This is a genomic window from Actinoplanes sp. TBRC 11911, from assembly GCF_012933445.1.
Classification (GTDB): Bacteria; Actinomycetota; Actinomycetes; order Mycobacteriales; family Micromonosporaceae; genus Actinoplanes.
On record NZ_JABBNC010000007.1, the window covers coordinates 69347 to 85582 of the forward strand.

The following is a 16236-nucleotide window of genomic DNA, read 5'->3' on the forward strand; positions in this document are numbered from 1 at the left end:
ATGGCCGAGACCGGCCGACTGACGTCCACCCGCTGCCGCCGCATCGGCGAGACCGGCACCGGATCCGCCCGGCTCGGGTCAGCCTTTCGGCCACCTCGCGTCAAACCGACCTTTAACAAGGGCGCGTCCGTGAATTGGGCTCACGGGGCGCTTCTGGCACGATCGCATCCGTGTTCCCCTCCATGCCGCAGGACGACGCCTGGGACGCTGACGCCTCGCGAGAGATCGCGCGGTCCAAGCGGCCACCCGCCGGCCTGTACGGCGCCGTGCCCGACGAGCCCCCTCGGGAGCCCGACGATCGCGAGCCGGAGGACGACGAGGAGCTCGAGGAGATCGAGGAGATCGAGGTCGTCCCGGTCCGCCGGCAGCTGTCGGTGGCGATCGCCGGCTTCTCGGCGCTGCTCGGGCTCGCGCTGATCCTCGGCGCGCAGACCTCGGCGCCGGACTCACGCTGGCCGTTCGCGGTGGTGCTGTTCGGGGTTCAGCTGCTCTATCTGCTGGCCTGGACCATGGCGCTGAACCCGCCGGCGGCCAAGACCACGGCGAGCATCAGCGCGGTGGTCGCGCTCATCGCCGACTACCTGTCCATTTCCCGTACGCCTCCGGGCCTGCTCCCGCTGTTGCTGGTGGCCCTGGGCGGCTTCGCGGCGGCGCTGATCGGGCAGTTCGTCCGGGCCGGGGACAGGTCCCGCATCAGCGACTCGTGGCGTACCACCTTGCTGATCGTGCTCGGTGTCGTGGCGTACGCGATCCCGATCGTCCTCACCCGGCAGGAGGTCGGCACCCAGACGGTGATCGTCGCGGCCGCGGCGACGGCGGTCAGCCTGCTGGTCTCCCGGGTCACCGACGCGATCTTCCCGAAGCCCCGGATCGCGGCGCAGGTGCCGCGCGGCGCGGCCGGCATCGTGCTCGGCGCCATGCTGGGCACGCTGGCCGCCGCCGGGCTGGGCAGCGTGCTGGTGCTGCCGTTCACCCCGGCCAAGGGCGCGGTGGTGGGCCTGATCGCCGCGGTCATCGCGAACCTGGTCGATCTGGCGGTGAACTTCGGCGAGGCCGGGCGCCGGCTGGCCGGGGACGCGCCGACGTTCTGGCTGGCCCGGCACATGCAGGGCCCGCTGGGGGCTTTCGCGCTGGTCATGCCGTTCGCGTACGCGATGGCCCACTGGTACATCGCCTGACCCGTTTGGCCCGATGGTGGATCCGGGCATGTACGTTCCTCGACAAGTACGGGCGGACGACGAGGGGTCTTTTCGGTGGGCGAGATCTATGGGACGGGGCGGCCCCGCAAGCGCTGGGGACGGCGCCTGCTGATCACGTTCATCGTCTTGGTGATCATCGTGGTCGGCCTGCTGGCGGTGGCCGACCGGGTGGCCGCGTCGTACGCGGAACGGGTGATCGGCGACAAGGTCTCCGACCAGGTGGCGCAGCAGAAGGCGACCAGCGAGAAGCCGGACGTCACGATCGAGGGCTTCCCGTTCCTGACCCAGGTGGCCGGCGGGCGCTACCAGGCGATCAAGATCGAGCTGCGCGACTTCTCCGGGCCGGCCGGCAACGACAAGACGATCGCGGTGCCGCTGCTCGACATCCGCGCCGGGGATGTCAAGGCCCCGCTCGACACGCTGCGCTCCGGCAACGGCGACATCGTGGCGTCGACCGTGACCGGCACCGCCACGATCCCGTACAGCCAGGTCGCCGAGCTGATCGACCAGCCCGGCCTGAAGCTTTCCGAGCAGGGCGGCAAGCTGGTGGGGACGGCACCGGTGCAGGCGCTCGGCCAGACCTACAACGTGACCGGTACGGCCGAGCTGACGGTCAAGGGCGGTGCCGTGCAGGTCCGGTTCTCCGACGTCAAGGCCGCGGGGCTGCCGGACATCCCGCTCGTGCAGAACCTCGTCAACTCGTACGCGCAGAAGTTGGCTCTTGATCTGCGGGTGCCGGCGCTGCCGCTGAAGCTGGCCCTGCAGAAGGTCGAGGCCGCGCCGGACGGCCTGAAAGTGACGGCCGCGGCACGCGACGTGGCGCTCAACTCGGGCGGGCTGTGATATCGGACTCTTCCCGAAAGGTGGTCGCTCCTGTCCCGCCGATAGGAACCGCTGGTAGGGTCCGTGTCTATGAGCCCGATGCTCACCAAGAGGCGTGCGGTCGACCTGTGCCGCATGGCCGCCTGCCTGTGTCGCCCTGTCATCTGACGGGGCCACTTGTGCTGAGCACGTTCTAGCTCTTTCTCTCTGCCGGCAGTGGCGCCGTCGCACAACAGCCCGAGAACCCAACCTGTCACCACTGGGTCCCGCGCGCGGTGCGACGTATCCGTGCGCTGACTCACCCCCATCTCTCACCCCAAGGGAGTAAAACGATGAGTCGCGACACCGCACTCGTGTCCGCCGACTGGGCGGAAAAAAACCTGGAAACCCCGGGCGTCGTCTTCGTCGAGGTCGATGAGGACACCACCGCGTACGACGGCGGGCACATCCCCGGGGCCGTCAAGATCGACTGGAAGCAGGACCTGCAGGACCCGGTTCGCCGCGACTTCGTCAACCAGGCGCAGTTCTCGGCGTTACTGTCCGAGCGGGGCATCTCCAACGACGACACCGTGGTGCTCTACGGCGGCAACAACAACTGGTTCGCCGCGTACGCCTACTGGTACTTCAAGCTGTACGGCCACCGCGACGTGAAGCTGCTCGACGGCGGCCGCAAGAAGTGGGAGCTCGACGCCCGCCCGTACTCGAAGGACGTTCCGCAGCGTGCCCGCGCCTCGTACCAGGCGTCGGCGCCGGACCTCTCGATCCGCGCGTTCCGCGACGAGGTGGTCGCCTCCATCGGCGTGCAGAACCTGGTCGACGTGCGCAGCCCCGACGAGTTCGCGGGCCGGCTGCTCGCCCCGGCGCACCTGCCGCAGGAGCAGTCGCAGCGCGGCGGGCACATCCCGACCGCGATCAACGTGCCGTGGAGCAAGGCGGCGAACGAGGACGGCACGTTCAAGTCGGACGACGAGCTCGCCAAGATCTACGGTGAGGCCGGGCTGGACGGCAGCAAGGACACCATCGCGTACTGCCGCATCGGCGAGCGCTCCTCGCACACGTGGTTCGTGCTCAAGGAGATCCTCGGCCAGCAGAACGTCAAGAACTACGACGGTTCCTGGACCGAGTACGGCTCGCTCATCGGCGTGCCGATCGTCCTCGGCGACGAGTCCGGGGAGGCCTGAGCATGAACATCTCCCTGGACCTGGCCGACGGCTGCGGGGCTCCGGACCAGTCGGCGCCGATTCCGGCCAGCGTCGACCTGGAGAAGGAAACGGTCATCACCGGCATCGTCAGCAGCGCTGATGGTGCGCCGGTCGCCGGTGCCTACGTGCGGCTGCTCGACTCGTCCGGTGAGTTCACGGCCGAAGTCGTGTCCTCTCCGGACGGTGTGTTCCGCTTCTTCGCGGCCCCCGGCTCGTGGACGCTGCGCGCCCTGAGCCGCTCCGGCAATGGCGACCTGACCCTGGATGCGACGCGCGGGGTGAACGAGGTCGCGCTCAGCGTGGCGGCGGTTTGAGTTTGACGTTCGCGCTCTGTTGAGAAGGTGGGGTCCCGCGTTGGGGCCCCACCTTTGCAATGTGGACACGCTCGCTGCAGGCCCGCACGCCACGCCCTTTTTATGCCTTAAATCGGCTTATTTGGCTGTATCGGCGCCGCCCACCACAACTGCGGTGGGGGGCACCTCCGGACGGCGGCGGGACAGACGGCGGATGCCCGTGTTCAGCACGGCGATCAGCGGGACCGCCACCAGCGCGCCGATGATGCCGGCCAGGATCACGCCGGACGCGATCCCGATGATCACCACGAGCGGATGGATCGCCACCGCGCGGCCCATGATCAGCGGCTGCAGGACGTGGCCCTCGAGCTGCTGCACGAGGATCACCGCGCCCAGCACGATCAGCGCGACCACCCAGCCCTTGTCGACCAGCGCGACCAGGACCGCCACCGCGCCGGACACGCTGGCCCCGACGATCGGGACGAACGCGCCCAGGAACACGAGCGCGGCCAGCGGCAACGGAAACTGGATGTTCAGCACGACCAGCGCGATGCCGATGCCGACCGCGTCGATGAAGGCGACCAGCACGGTGGCCCGCACGTACGACCCGAGCGTGCGCCACGACGCGTCCCCGGCGTCGGCCAGCGACCAGCGCGCGTTGACCGGGAACAGGCGCACCACGAACCGAAAGATCTTCCGCCCATCGCGCAGGAAGAAGAACGTCGAGAAGAGCACCAGCAGCGCCCCGGTGAGCACCTCGAACAACGTGGTCGCGGTGGCGATGCCGGTCGAGGTCAGCTTGTCGGTGTTCGAGTTGATCCACTGCTGGGCGCTGTCGATCGCCGAGTTCACCTGGTCGTCGGATAGATGCAGCGGCCCGGTGCGCGCCCAGGTCTGGATCTGCCGGACGCCCTCGCTCGCGTTCTGGGTCAGCTCCGGCACCCCGTTCACGAACTGGTTGATCACCAGCGTGAGGGTGCCGCCGATCACCGCTATGCCGCCGAAGAGCACCAGGAAGGTGGCCAGCGACGGCGGCAGGCGCAACCGCAGCAACCACCCCACGGCCGGAGCAAGCAAGGCCGACAAGAGCAGCGCGATGGCCAGCGGGACCACGACGATGCGGATGATCCCGATGAAATGCAGCAACGCCCAGCCGAGCACGCCGACCACGATCAGCCGCCAACTCCACGCGGCCGCGATGCGCAGCGAATGCGGAACCTCGGAGTCGTCCCGGCTGCTGGTCGAATGGTGATTGTTGTCGGTCTGGGGCGGCGGAACCTCGAACTCGACCTCGTGCCCCGGCTCCTCGCCGACGCCGTCCTCGGCCCGCGCGAGACGCACCGACTCGCGGCCGGAATCGTAGGCCTTCTTGAGGTTGTCCCGAACCCGTTGCAACCTGGTCAACGCCACCCCCTCGCCATCACGATCCCGCTACCACCGTAGTGGCCCGGCGCCGCACAGTACCCCGTCAACACCAGGCCTACCGAAGCATGCGGTGGATCCGGACGGGCGTACCGTCTGCTCGTGAGCACCGATGCCCGAACCGACACCGCTCTGCCCATCCGCATGCTGCACGACCGGGTTCTCGTCCGGCAGGACGGTGGGGAGGGCGAGCGCCGATCCTCGGCCGGCATCGTCATCCCGGCGACCGCGTCGATGGGCCGCCGGTTGTCCTGGGCGACGGCCGTGGGGGTCGGGCCCAACGTGCGGTCGATCGTGGTGGGCGACCGGGTGCTGTTCGACCCGGACGACCGTTCCGAGGTGGAGCTTCACGGCCGCGAGTATGTGCTGCTGCGCGAGCGCGACGTGCACGCCGTCGCCGCCAGCCGGGTCGAGCCGGACGGCACCGGCCTCTACCTCTGACATTTTCGGCCGGCCTCCGCCTCTGAACTTCTCGGCCGGCCTCCGCTGCTTCGGGCCGCCCGGCCCTCTGGTTGCCCGGCCTTTCGCGCCTTTCAAACCTCCGGTGACGAGCGTCAGCCCGCCCGCGGTGGCTGCCAGGGTTGGTGGTCCGGCTGTAACGGCTCCGGTTCGGGCGTCGGCTGCTGGTTGGGCGGTTCGGCATAGGGCGACGCCGTCGGTTGCGCATAAGACACCGGCGGCTGCCCGTACGGCGGGGCCGATGGCTGCCCGTACGGCGAGGCCGGCATTTGCGGATACGACGGAGCCGGCTGGTAGGCGTACGGCGCGGCGGCGAACGGCGGCGGCCCGTACCCCGGGTAACCCGGATAACCGCCGTACACGGGCTGCGGCGCATAGCTCACCGGGACCGGGACGACCGGCTCGTCGGGGGCGGCCACCGTGCGCGTGACCCCGTCCGGGAACGCGATCTGATAGTCCGCACCGTTCCAGAACGCGCGCGGCGTCTGCGGATCGCGGCCGTTGAACAGCGTCCGGTAGCCGGTGATCTCGGACAGCAGCCGCTGCTCCTGGAGCTGGGCCCGGCTCAGGTCCTCCGGGCGCTGGGTGAGCCCGCGCTGCAGACCGTCGCGGAGCAGGGCCAGCTGCGTGGACGCGGACTGGAAGCTGCGCATCGCCCGCTGCCCGGCGTCGCCGGAGACCCGTTTGGCCCACTGCCGCGCCGAGTGCCGGCGTCCGAGGCTGCCGAGCGCGGCCACCTCGGGCGGCGCGAACCAGCCGGTGCGGACGTAGTAGGGCAGGATCCGCTCGGTGAGCCGGCCCTCCCAGCTGCGCAGCGCGATCGCGAAGCCGAGCACCGCGAAGAACAGCGGCACCATGAACCCGAGATACCCGTACAGCATGATCAACGGTTGTTCGAATTTGACGGTGAGCGTCGGCAGCAGGTTGAACGTGCCGTGCAGCATCATCGCCGCGAGCAGGCCGGCGATCGGCGCGAGCCAGCGCACCCGGCGGTCCGCCGAGCGCGACGAGATGCCCAGGCCGATGCCGGTCATCGAGGTGAACAGCGGATGCGCGAAGCCGGTGAACAGGATGCGCACGATGAACACCGCGAACAGGTTCATCAGGCCGGTCGCCGGGCCGTACTGCTCGACGCCCGCCTGGTAGCCGTGACCGCCCAGGTAGAGCACGTTCTCCACCATGGCGAAGCCGAGCGCGGAGAGACCGACGTAGACGATGCCGTCGGTGATGCCGGACCAGTCGGCGCGGCGGCGCCAGAGCAGCAGGATCGGGCCGAGTGCCTTCATCGACTCCTCGATGAACGGTGCGACCAGGACCGCGACCAGCGAATCCGAGAGACCCCATCGGTCGAAGAGGTTGGCCGCCAGCGTGTTGACGCCGAGCGCGACCGACGTCGCGACCACGGCCCCCCAGACGAAGCAGAAGGCCAGGTAGCGAAGCGGGTTGGGCTCGTACCGGTCGAGCCAGAGGAACGCACCGACCAGCAGCGGCACCGGCAGGACGGCGGCGATCAGACCGATCGCGAGAGCCGCCGGGCCCATCCGGACGCCCAGGAAGAGCAACAGGCCGATGGCCACCAGCATCAGGAACGTGATGATCCCGGCCATCGGCAGCCAGCGCCGCCAGCCGTTCTTCCGCCGCTCCCGGGCCAGCAGCCCGTCCGCCGTCTCGGCCGGCGCGACCCCGGCAAGCGCCACCGGGGCCGCCACAGCGGTGGTCTGCGGGGCAGCAGGCGGCGCAACCACCCATTCCGGCGCGGGCGGCTGCGGAACCGGGGATTCCGGCGCGGACTGCGGCACCGGGGTTTCCGGTGCGGGTGCTCCGCCCGGCGAAACGTCGGCCATGCAAGCAAGCGTAGTCATCCGCACTCAGGCGCGAGGGCCCGAGGAGGACCCTCTAATGATCAAGCCGGGTTTGCGGCCGCCTCCGCCGCCCTCGCCGCCGCATCCGCCAGCCGACCGCGTCGCGCACCATCCGCGGCGCCTCGTTGTGGTCGATGCCGGTGGCGCGCAGCAGATCGGTCGCCGCGGTGCGGATCTGCGCCACCACCACACCCCCGGAAAACCCCACCCCTTCCCCGTACGCCTTCCCCGCCTCCGCAGCCGCCGCCAGCGCCCGTTCCCGGGTAGCCGCGGGCTCGACCCCTTTCGCCCACTCCTGCCGCAGCAGGTCGACCGCGTCGCCGAGCAGCCCGAGCGCCTCCGGCAGGCAATCCGGGATCTTCTCGTCGTCACGGACCGCGGTGTGCGCCCGCCGGATCAGCACCCGGACGTTCCGCGACGCCCAGGTGACGTGGTCGGCCCCGTCCACGTACTCGGCCAGCGCGGTCCGGTTGCGCCACCGGGCGGGGGCGAAGGCGACGTTCTCGCGGGCGGCGGCGACCGCGTCCTGGAACCCGGTGAACAACCGGTCGGCCGCGCGCAACTCGTCCAGGACCCGGTCGATCGCGTCGGCGTCCCGGGCGCTCATCGCGGCGGACAGCTCGTGCAGCCCGTTGGCGAGCACCCGCAACGCGGGATCCGCCGCCCGGCGCACCACGCTCAGCGGGTTGAGCGGCAGCACCACGGTCATCACCAGCAACGCGATCCCGCCGCCGATCAGCGCGTCGAAGAACCGGGTCCAGGGCGCCCCGGTGTTCGGCGTCAGGGTGGCGACCAGGACGGCCGACGAGGCGGCCTGCACGACCAGCGACGTCCCGCCGCCCAGCGTGGTCGCGACCAGCACGGCGAGCAGCACGATCAGCCCGATCTGCCACGGTCCGGTGCCGATCAGCACGACCAGCGCGTCGCCCAGGCCGATGCCGAGGGCGACGCCGATGACGAGCTCGGTGGTGCGGCGCAGGCGCTGCCCGACCGACGAGGCCAGCGTGATCACCGCGGCGATCGGCGCGAAGTACGGGCTGGCCGTGCCGATCAGGGTGTGCGCGACGAACCAGGCGAGTCCGGCGGCGAGCGAGGCCTGGACGGCGAGCGCGACCCCGCCGCGACCCCGCCGCAGCGCGCCACGCAGGCCGGTCCGCGACCGGTTGCCCAGCTCCGTCACCACAACCAATGACCATAGGGCGTCGTGCCAGGATTACCCGCGTGACATCTCTCGTAGATCGATTCCGGTCGGCGTCCCGGGCGGCCGGGGCGACCGTGCCGGACGACGACCTGGACGCCGCCGCCGGATACCTGGTGGGCCGCTGGTCCGAGCCGCAGCGGCAGTACCACACGGTCACGCACCTGACCGAGGTCCTCGACGTGGTGGACCGGTACGCCGATCTCGCCCCGCATCCGGAACGCGTGCAGCTCGCCGCGTGGATGCACGACGCGGTGTACGACCCGCGCGCGCTCGGCGACGCGAACGAGCGGGACAGCGCCGAGTTCGCCGCGGGGCTGCTGACCACGCTCGGGGTGCCCGCGGCCACGGCCGAGGAGGTGGCGCGTCTGGTGGGGCTGACCGCCGGGCACGCGACCGAGGCCGATGACCCGGACGGGGAACTGCTCTGCGACGCCGACCTCGCCGTGCTGGCCGGCGACGAGGAGGCGTACCGGGCGTACACGGAGGCAATTCGCCGGGAGTACGCCCATGTGCCGGACGACGACTTCAAGACCGGCCGGACCCAGGTCCTGAAGGCGCTGCTGGAGCTGCCCTCGATCTACCGCCTGGCGCCGCTGCGCGAGCAGTGGGAGGAGAAGGCTCGCGCCAACCTCACCCAGGAGATGGCCACGCTTTAGTCCGGTTCGGGCCGGTCGGCGGGGTGGAGATGCTTAGGCCGGCGTAACCCCGACGCCCGTAATCGGAAAGCCAGTTCCCGGGACGGCACCAGGGTGGCGCCGAGCCAGACCGCGCTGCGAAACCGTAACTCCGATATGTCGTAATGGTCCCGGTCGAAGGCCCGGGGCGGCACCCCCAGCATCTGGGCGAAGACGTGCAGCTCCTCGTAGCAGAGGTCGCTGACCAGATGGGACCAGAGGCGGTCGCGGCCGGGCCATCGCGGTTCGTCGACGAAGATCAAAGGTCGATCTCGAGCAGATCATCCCCGCGGTCAGCGGCAATTCCCCGGACATCCGGTACGCCCAGCCGGGCCGCGTCCGCGGTCAGGTCGTCCGGCATGGTCTGCGACTGCCGCTCGGCGGTGACCCGGGCCAGGTAGTGCTCGACCTCGCGCTCGCGGACGGCGGCGTCCCAGCCCAGCGCCTCACCCATCAGCACGGCGGCGTGCTCGGCGGACTCGGTGCCGCGGTGTGCCGTCTCGATCGAGATGCGGGTGCGGCGGGTGAGCACGTCGTCGAGGTGCAGCGCGCCCTCGGCCAGCGCCGCGTACGCGACCTCGGCCGCCAGATACTCCGGGGCGCCGGCGAGCGGGGTCGCCAGCTCCGGTTCGGCCGCGATCATGGCGAGCAGGTGCATGGACAGCGTCCCGTACCGCTCCAGCAGATGCTCGACCACGCCGGTGGTGACGCCGTGCCGCCGGGCCGTGTCCTGCCGGTCGCGCCACGCGGCCTGGTAGCCGTCGGCGCCGAGCAGCGGCAGCTCGTCGGTGCGCGACGGCCGCCGCGTCCCGCCGAGCCGGCGGACCGCCATGTCGATGACGTCGGCCGCCATGACGCGGTACGTCGTGTACTTCCCGCCGGCCACCAGCAGCAGACCGAGCATCGGCTCGATGACCGCGTGCTCGCGGGACAGCTTGGAGGTCGAGTCGGCCTCGCCGGACAGCAGCGGCCGCAGACCGGCGTAGACGCCCTCGATGTCGTCGGTGGTCAGCGGCCGGTCGAGCACCTGGTTGACCTGGTCGAGGATGTATCGGATGTCGCGCGCGGACGCGGACGGATGGGACCGGTCGAGCTGCCAGTCGGTGTCCGTGGTGCCGATGATCCAATGGCCGCCCCACGGGAGCACGAAGAGCACCGACGTGGGCGTACGCAGGATCAGGCCGGCCTCGCCGGTGATCGCCGACCGCGGAACCACCAGGTGCACGCCCTTCGAGGCGCGAACCCGCAGGCCGGGACGGACGCCGACGTCGTGCAGCATGGTCGACATGTCGTCGCTCCACACGCCGGTGGCGGCCACCACGGTGCGGGCGCGCACCTCGAACTCGGGTGAGTCGGGCGACTCGAGATCGCGGACCCGGACCCCGACCACCTCGCGGGCCTTGCGCAGGAACCCGACCACGCGGGCGCTGGTCACCACGGCCGCGCCCAGGCTGCCCGCCGTGCGGGCCAGCGTCACCACCAGCCGGGCGTCGTCCACCTGGCCGTCGTAATAGCGGATCGCGCCGGACACCACGTCGGCCCGCAGGCTCGGGAAAAGTTGCCGGGTGCCGCCGCGGCTCAGGTGCTTGTGCAGCGGCATGCCCCGCCCGGTGCCGAACACCCCGGCGAACGCGTCGTACGTCGCCACACCCATCCCGTAGTAGCCCCGGCGCCCCGCCCGCACCACCGGATTGCCGGCCGGCAGCGGAACCAGGATCGGCAACGGCCGCACCAGATGTGGCGCGAGCCGGGTGGAGAGCAGGCCGCGCTCGGTGAGCGCCTCGTGCACCAGATGCAGCTCGAGCTGCTCCAGATACCGCAGGCCGCCGTGGATCAGCTTGCTGGACCGGCTGGAGGTGCCCGCGGCCAGGTCACGGGCCTCGACCAGGGCGACCTTCAGACCGCGGGAGGCGGCATCGAGGGCGGCACCGGCGCCGGTGACCCCACCGCCGATGACCAGGACGTCGAATTCTTCGTTGCGCAGGCGCTGCAGATCCGCCACGCGGCGGATCGGGGACAGCCTGCCGGCCGTGTAGCGGGAGACGGAGGGATCGCGCACCGTCCCACGTTAGCGCCCGCAGGTGTCACCTACGCGAGGGATATTGCTCGCGGACGCGGAAGGGCGGGCCGCCGAAGCGACCCGCCCTCGTTGACGCGTAGGACTTAGAAGTCCATGTCCCCGCCGCCCGGCGCACCGGCCGGGGCCGGGGTGGGCTCGGGCTTGTCGGCAACGACAGCCTCGGTGGTGAGGAACAGCGCGGCGATCGACGCGGCGTTCTGCAGCGCCGAGCGGGTGACCTTGGCCGGGTCGATGATGCCCTCGGCCAGCAGGTCAACGTACTCACCGGTCGCGGCGTTGAGGCCGTGACCAGCGTCGAGGTTGCGCACCTTCTCCACCACGACGCCGCCCTCGAGGCCGGCGTTCACGGCGATCTGACGCAGCGGGGCGTCGAGCGCGAGCTTCACGATCTGCGCGCCGGTCGCCTCGTCACCCTTGAGGTCCAGCTTGTCGAACGCGGTCTTGCCGGCCTGCACCAGCGCGACGCCACCACCGGGGACGATGCCCTCCTCGACGGCCGCCTTCGCGTTGCGAACGGCGTCCTCGATGCGGTGCTTGCGCTCCTTCAGCTCGACCTCGGTGGCCGCGCCGACCTTGATGACCGCAACGCCGCCGGCCAGCTTGGCCAGGCGCTCCTGCAGCTTCTCACGGTCGTAGTCGGAGTCCGACTTCTCGATCTCGGCACGGATCTGGTTGACCCGGCCCTGGATCTGGTCGGAGTTGCCGGCACCGTCGACGATCGTGGTCTCGTCCTTGGTGATGCTGATCCGCCGGGCGGAGCCCAGCAGGCTCAGGTCGGCGTTCTCCAGCTTGAGACCGACCTCCTCGCTGATGACCGCGCCACCGGTGAGGATGGCGATGTCCTCCAGCATGGCCTTGCGGCGGTCGCCGAAGCCCGGGGCCTTGACGGCGACGGACTTGAAGGTGCCGCGCACCTTGTTGACGACCAGGGTGGCCAGCGCCTCGCCCTCGACGTCCTCAGCGATGATCACCAGCGGCTTGCCGCCCTGCATGACCTTCTCCAGCACGGGGAGGAGGTCCTTGACCGCGGAGATCTTGCTGTTCGCGATCAGGATGTAGGGGTCCTCGAAGACGGCCTCCATGCGCTCGGCGTCGGTCATGAAGTACGCCGAGATGTAGCCCTTGTCGAAGCGCATGCCCTCGGTGAGCTCAAGCTCGAGCCCGAAGGTGTTGCTCTCCTCGACGGTGATGACGCCTTCCTTGCCGACCTTGTCCATCGCCTCGGCGATGATCTCGCCGACGGTGTTGTCACCGGCCGAGATGGAGGCGGTGGAGGCGATCTGCTCCTTGGTCTCGATCTCCTTCGAGAGCTGCTGGAGCCCCTCTGAGACGCTGGCCACGGCGGCCTCGATGCCCCGCTTCAGGGCCATCGGGTTGGCGCCGGCGGCCACGTTGCGCAGACCCTCGCGAACCAGCGCCTGGGCCAGGACGGTCGCCGTCGTCGTGCCGTCACCGGCGACGTCGTCGGTCTTCTTCGCGACCTCCTTGACCAGCTCGGCACCGATCTTCTCGAAGGTGTCCTCGAGCTCGATCTCCTTGGCGATGGATACACCATCGTTGGTGATGGTGGGAGCGCCCCACTTCTTCTCGAGCACGACGTTGCGACCCTTGGGGCCGAGCGTCACCTTGACGGCGTCGGCGAGCTGGTTCATACCCCGCTCGAGGCCCCGACGAGCCTGCTCGTCGAACGCAATGATCTTGGGCATTCGGCTTTGTCCTCCTGGACATTCGCGGTGCCGGGTCGCTAGGACCCCGCGCCCCGCACACGTTGCGGAACTCTGCGGACGTCACCACCTGGCGATGTGACGTCCTCAGGCCGAGCCGGATAGCCCGCGACGACCGGCCCGTGCCCCGGCACCGATGGCGGCGCCGCGACCGGAACCCCACCGCCCCGACCTGCTTGGCACTCAACAGTCGTGAGTGCCAATGACTTGTTTAGCACTCCCCCGGGGCGAGTGCAAGGAAACGACGCCCTTGCGAGGACCCGTACGCCGAGGGCGGAATCACGCCGCGCCGGACGCCTCCAGCTCGCCCAGCAGCCGGGAACTGCTCACCGCCGTACGGTCGGCGAACCGGGCCTGCGCGTAGGTGACCACGGCCGCGGCCGCCCACACCAGGATGGCCCCCACCGCCGCGATCGTCGAACCGGGCCCACCCGCGATCAGCTCGCCCACCCGGGGCAGCAGCAGGACGCCGAGCGACGCCACCACCAGCGGCCCGGCCGTCCGGCGGCTCAGCAGATGCGCCGCGCGACTCAGTCCCGGCCCGCCCTCGATCAGGACCACGCAGCCGAGCACGCCGGTGATGGTGAGCGACGCCACCGCCGCGATCCCCAGCGCGACCGCGAGCTGAGCCGCCGGCGCCGAGCCCAGCCGGTCCGCGGTGAGCAGCAGCCCGAGGGCCTGCACCACCACGCCGAACGCGGCCAGCCACAGCCACAGCCCACGCAATCGGTATGCCACCAGCCGCCAGGCCGTGCGCAGGCCGGACCGGGCGCCCGAGGCGGCGGGGACCGCGACACCGGCCATGCCGGCGAGAAGGATCACGTACGGCAGCGCGGCGACCGCGAAGTACGCCAGCCACATCAGCGGCAGCAGCAACAGCCCGAAGACGCCGGCCGCCTCGGAGAGCGCGGGCGCGGCCACCACCGTGTCGTCGACGCGGCCGGCGAAGAAGTGCGCCGGCAGGGCGGCCAGCGCCGCGGCCGGCAGCATCGGCAGGGTGCAGCGCCGCAGCACGAACGCGAGGCCGGCCAGCCAGCCGCGCAGGTCACCGGCGGGGGCCAGCGGGTCACGCGGCCACGCCGCCGGCGACGGCGCGCCGGGACGGGCCAGCTCGACGGTGCCGCCCTCCGGATCGAACGGGTCGAACGGGTCGGCTCGCTCCACCACCGGGCCCTCGACCATCCGCATGGCGTCCTCGGGCTCGGTCATCCGAACACCTTGCCGCAGAGCCCGGGACGGCGCCACCCGTCCGATTCCCGGCAACCGGGTTGCCGCCGCCCACCGGGGCGCGGTAATCAGGACCCCATGAACGGGTGGAACGTGCGCCGGGTGACCGCCGACGACGCGGCGCGGATGCGGGCGCTACGCCTCGAGATGCTCGCCGACCACCCGCTGGCGTATCTGGAGACCCTGGCGCAGCACGCGGCCCGCTCGCACGAGGGCTATCGCCGGCGGCTGGCCCAGGCGGCGCGCGGCGGGCAGCTCGCCCAGTTCGTGGCCGACCCGGGTGGCCGGGGCCGGCTGATCGGGCACGCCGGTGGCACGGTGATGGCCGGGTCGCCGGACGAGACGGTGATCTTCGCGGTGTACGTCACGCCGGCCCACCGCGGCGGGAAGGTGCTGGCCGACCTGGTCGAGGCGGTGGCGTCCTGGTCGCGGGCGGCCGGTCGCGAGGGGCTCATGCTCGAGGTGGTGACCGGCAACGGGCGGGCCGTACGGGCGTACGAGAAGCTGGGTTTCGAGGACACCGGCGAGCGCGTGCCGCATCCGGTCGTCCCGGTCCTGACCGAGCTGCGGATGCGCCGGCGGATCTGATGGACCGCCACCGGACGCGACGGCTCGTCACCGCGGTCAACGGCACCACCGGCGCCGGCCTGCTGATCGCCCGCCTGACCGGCGCCCGCGTCCGCGAGGCTCGCGACCACATGCTGATCGCCGAGGGCTACCGCCCGCGCATCCCGCCCGCCGCCTGCTTCACGGTCGGCTCGGTGATCCTGACCCGCCACCCGGCCGAGTGGCTGCTCGACGACCAGCGGGCCGCGCTGTTCGGCCACGAGCAGCACCACGCCGGCCAGTACGCGTTTCTGGGACCGCTCTTCTGGCCGGCCTACTGGGCGGCGTGTGGCTGGTCGCGGGCGCTGACCGGCACCTGGCACGCCCGCAACATCTTCGAGGTGCGGGCCGGTCTCGCGGCGGGCAACTACCCGGCGCGGCCGCTGCGGCCGTGGCTGCTCCGGATCACCCGGTCCACTGCCAGTAGGACACCGCGCCCACCGGCCGGAACCCCATCGCGCGGTTGATCCGCACCATGTGCTCGTTGGACCCGGCGTTGAACGTGTCGATCGCCGCGAGACCCGGCTGCCGCTCACGGGCATAGGCCAGGTTCACCAGCTTGACCAGCAGTCCCAGACGGTGGCCACGATGGGCCGGATCGACCAGCGTGATGCTCTGCCACGCGTGCTCCGGCCGCGCGAGCGAGCCCATGATCGACGTCAGCGCGACCACCCGGCCGTCGTGGACCGCACCGGTGTTGTAGACGATCCGCCCGCGCTCGATCCGGCGCCGCTCGTCCTCGCGGAGCCGGTCGGCGTCCACGTTCATCGCCTCCCACGCGAGGTCACCCAGCGGCGCCTCGCCGAGGAAGCTGCCCAGCATGACGGCGACGCTGTCGATGATCTCGTCGGGCGGCACGCCGTCCCAGCGGACCACCCGATAGTCACTCGCGTGCTCGCGCGCCTCCGCCAGCATCTCGTCCAGCCGCCCCGGATCACCCGGCGGCAGGTCGAGCCGGCTGCGGGTCTCGTCCAGCACGGCGGTCGCCCCCATCGCGGTCGCGAACGCCGAGCCCGCGACCTGGTGCCGCACGCTCTCCCCCGCCACGTTCTTGCGCCCGAGCTCACGCGCCCGCTGCACGGCCCGCCCGAACAGCGCCCGCCCGACCCCACAGCGCCGCCGCGCCGGGTGCACGGCCAGCTTGACCAGCAAATTGTCCAGGTTGTCCCGCCGCGGTATCTGAATCGCCAGATGCCCCACCGCCACCCCGTCAAGTAACCCCAGGTAATGCTCGGTCTCGATCCCCGGGTCCGGCAGCGCAAGATCCTTCCGAAACTCCCGCAGAGTGGGATGCGGAATGTCCGGATAGTCCATCTCCCACGCGGCCCGGTCAATCTCAAACGCGTCCGCGGCCTCACCAAGCGCCTCAACCGACACAACCATGGCGGCAACCCAACACCCCAACGCTGATCAATGCGAGCGATTTAGCAAGCGCACAGGCGGAGGGCGGACGAGTAAGTCCTAA

Annotated in this window: 17 protein-coding genes; 9 read left to right on the top strand and 8 right to left on the bottom strand. The window is 71.0% G+C overall.

Features of this window, described 5'->3' with window-relative positions; genetic code table 11:
- The first annotated feature begins 170 nt into the window (after nt 1–170).
- The 5 genes from HH310_RS12675 to HH310_RS12690 all read left to right on the top strand — a co-directional run bounded on the left by HH310_RS12675 (nt 171) and on the right by HH310_RS12690 (nt 3537).
- Complete coding sequence (locus HH310_RS12675; RefSeq protein WP_312034007.1) at nt 171–1178, top strand: hypothetical protein; 1008 nt, start codon at nt 171–173, stop codon at nt 1176–1178.
- A gap of 75 nt (nt 1179–1253) precedes the next feature.
- Nucleotides 1254–2042, top strand: a complete 789-nt coding sequence (locus HH310_RS12680; protein WP_312034009.1) for a DUF2993 domain-containing protein — start codon at nt 1254–1256, stop codon at nt 2040–2042.
- Nucleotides 2043–2111: 69 nt separating this feature from the next.
- On the top strand, nt 2112–2189 hold the full coding sequence (locus tag HH310_RS45330) for an Ms5788A family Cys-rich leader peptide (protein ID WP_312034049.1): 78 nt from the start codon (nt 2112–2114) through the stop codon (nt 2187–2189).
- A gap of 164 nt (nt 2190–2353) precedes the next feature.
- Complete coding sequence (locus HH310_RS12685; protein ID WP_169175712.1) at nt 2354–3202, top strand: sulfurtransferase; 849 nt, start codon at nt 2354–2356, stop codon at nt 3200–3202.
- Nucleotides 3203–3204: 2 nt separating this feature from the next.
- Nucleotides 3205–3537, top strand: a complete 333-nt coding sequence (locus HH310_RS12690; protein WP_169175713.1) for a DUF1416 domain-containing protein — start codon at nt 3205–3207, stop codon at nt 3535–3537.
- 117 nt (nt 3538–3654) lie between these two features.
- Here the strand turns inward: HH310_RS12690 and HH310_RS12695 are convergent, their stop codons facing one another.
- A complete protein-coding gene (locus tag HH310_RS12695) occupies nt 3655–4911 on the bottom strand; it encodes an AI-2E family transporter (RefSeq protein ID WP_396027514.1) in 1257 nt (418 codons plus the stop codon).
- A gap of 171 nt (nt 4912–5082) precedes the next feature.
- Between HH310_RS12695 and HH310_RS12700 the strand changes: the two genes are divergently transcribed.
- Entirely contained in the window at nt 5083–5379 is a 297-nt protein-coding gene (locus HH310_RS12700; RefSeq protein WP_133876913.1) for a co-chaperone GroES, read from the top strand.
- Nucleotides 5380–5492: 113 nt separating this feature from the next.
- On the opposite strand, the gene HH310_RS12705 is transcribed toward HH310_RS12700, so the two are convergent.
- Together HH310_RS12705 and HH310_RS12710 are read right to left on the bottom strand one after the other, a co-directional pair.
- Nucleotides 5493–7241: a PrsW family intramembrane metalloprotease gene (locus HH310_RS12705; RefSeq protein ID WP_169175715.1), complete on the bottom strand. Its 1749-nt coding sequence runs from the start codon at nt 7239–7241 to the stop codon at nt 5493–5495.
- 52 nt (nt 7242–7293) lie between these two features.
- On the bottom strand, nt 7294–8442 hold the full coding sequence (locus tag HH310_RS12710) for an FUSC family protein (RefSeq protein ID WP_312034010.1): 1149 nt from the start codon (nt 8440–8442) through the stop codon (nt 7294–7296).
- 38 nt (nt 8443–8480) lie between these two features.
- Here HH310_RS12710 and HH310_RS12715 point away from each other — a divergent pair, with 38 nt between their 5' ends.
- On the top strand, nt 8481–9116 hold the full coding sequence (locus HH310_RS12715) for a metal-dependent phosphohydrolase (RefSeq protein WP_312034012.1): 636 nt from the start codon (nt 8481–8483) through the stop codon (nt 9114–9116).
- On the opposite strand, the gene HH310_RS12720 is transcribed toward HH310_RS12715, so the two are convergent.
- The 4 genes from HH310_RS12720 to HH310_RS12735 form a co-directional block, all read right to left on the bottom strand.
- Nucleotides 9113–9397: a DUF4031 domain-containing protein gene (locus tag HH310_RS12720; protein ID WP_169175717.1), complete on the bottom strand. Its 285-nt coding sequence runs from the start codon at nt 9395–9397 to the stop codon at nt 9113–9115. The genes HH310_RS12715 and HH310_RS12720 overlap by 4 nt on opposite strands.
- Nucleotides 9394–11193, bottom strand: coding sequence for a glycerol-3-phosphate dehydrogenase/oxidase (locus tag HH310_RS12725; protein WP_169175718.1), 1800 nt, complete (start codon nt 11191–11193; stop codon nt 9394–9396). Before HH310_RS12725 ends, HH310_RS12720 begins: the two co-directional genes overlap by 4 nt.
- Nucleotides 11194–11297: 104 nt before the next feature.
- Nucleotides 11298–12920: a chaperonin GroEL gene (gene groL, locus HH310_RS12730; RefSeq protein WP_169175719.1), complete on the bottom strand. Its 1623-nt coding sequence runs from the start codon at nt 12918–12920 to the stop codon at nt 11298–11300.
- Nucleotides 12921–13217: 297 nt separating this feature from the next.
- The gene (locus HH310_RS12735) at nt 13218–14147 is read right to left on the bottom strand and encodes a hypothetical protein (protein ID WP_169175720.1); all 930 of its coding nucleotides are present in this window, start codon (nt 14145–14147) and stop codon (nt 13218–13220) included.
- Between the two features lie 96 nt (nt 14148–14243).
- On the opposite strand from HH310_RS12735, the gene HH310_RS12740 reads away from it, so the two are divergent.
- Nucleotides 14244–14753: a GNAT family N-acetyltransferase gene (locus HH310_RS12740; protein ID WP_169175721.1), complete on the top strand. Its 510-nt coding sequence runs from the start codon at nt 14244–14246 to the stop codon at nt 14751–14753.
- A complete protein-coding gene (locus tag HH310_RS12745) occupies nt 14753–15238 on the top strand; it encodes a hypothetical protein (RefSeq protein ID WP_169175722.1) in 486 nt (161 codons plus the stop codon). Before HH310_RS12740 ends, HH310_RS12745 begins: the two co-directional genes overlap by 1 nt.
- On the opposite strand, the gene HH310_RS12750 is transcribed toward HH310_RS12745, so the two are convergent.
- The gene (locus HH310_RS12750; protein WP_169175723.1) at nt 15177–16154 is read right to left on the bottom strand and encodes a GNAT family N-acetyltransferase; all 978 of its coding nucleotides are present in this window, start codon (nt 16152–16154) and stop codon (nt 15177–15179) included. The two genes, HH310_RS12745 and HH310_RS12750, sit on opposite strands and share 62 nt — an antisense overlap.
- Nucleotides 16155–16236: the final 82 nt, after the last annotated feature.

Excerpts from the sequence above, each read along its gene's own strand:
- groL (WP_169175719.1), bottom strand. The coding sequence starts at position 12,920 with ATGCCCAAGATCATTGCGTTCGACGAGCAGGCTCGTCGGGGCCTCGAG.
- HH310_RS12745 (WP_169175722.1), top strand. The coding sequence starts at position 14,753 with ATGGACCGCCACCGGACGCGACGGCTCGTCACCGCGGTCAACGGCACC.
- HH310_RS12735 (WP_169175720.1), bottom strand. The coding sequence starts at position 14,147 with ATGACCGAGCCCGAGGACGCCATGCGGATGGTCGAGGGCCCGGTGGTG.
- HH310_RS12685 (WP_169175712.1), top strand. The coding sequence starts at position 2,354 with ATGAGTCGCGACACCGCACTCGTGTCCGCCGACTGGGCGGAAAAAAAC.
- HH310_RS12705 (WP_169175715.1), bottom strand. The coding sequence starts at position 7,241 with ATGGCCGACGTTTCGCCGGGCGGAGCACCCGCACCGGAAACCCCGGTG.
- HH310_RS12690 (WP_169175713.1), top strand. The coding sequence starts at position 3,205 with ATGAACATCTCCCTGGACCTGGCCGACGGCTGCGGGGCTCCGGACCAG.
- HH310_RS12740 (WP_169175721.1), top strand. The coding sequence starts at position 14,244 with ATGAACGGGTGGAACGTGCGCCGGGTGACCGCCGACGACGCGGCGCGG.
- HH310_RS12750 (WP_169175723.1), bottom strand. The coding sequence starts at position 16,154 with ATGGTTGTGTCGGTTGAGGCGCTTGGTGAGGCCGCGGACGCGTTTGAG.
- HH310_RS12700 (WP_133876913.1), top strand. The coding sequence starts at position 5,083 with ATGCTGCACGACCGGGTTCTCGTCCGGCAGGACGGTGGGGAGGGCGAG.
- HH310_RS45330 (WP_312034049.1), top strand. The coding sequence starts at position 2,112 with ATGAGCCCGATGCTCACCAAGAGGCGTGCGGTCGACCTGTGCCGCATG.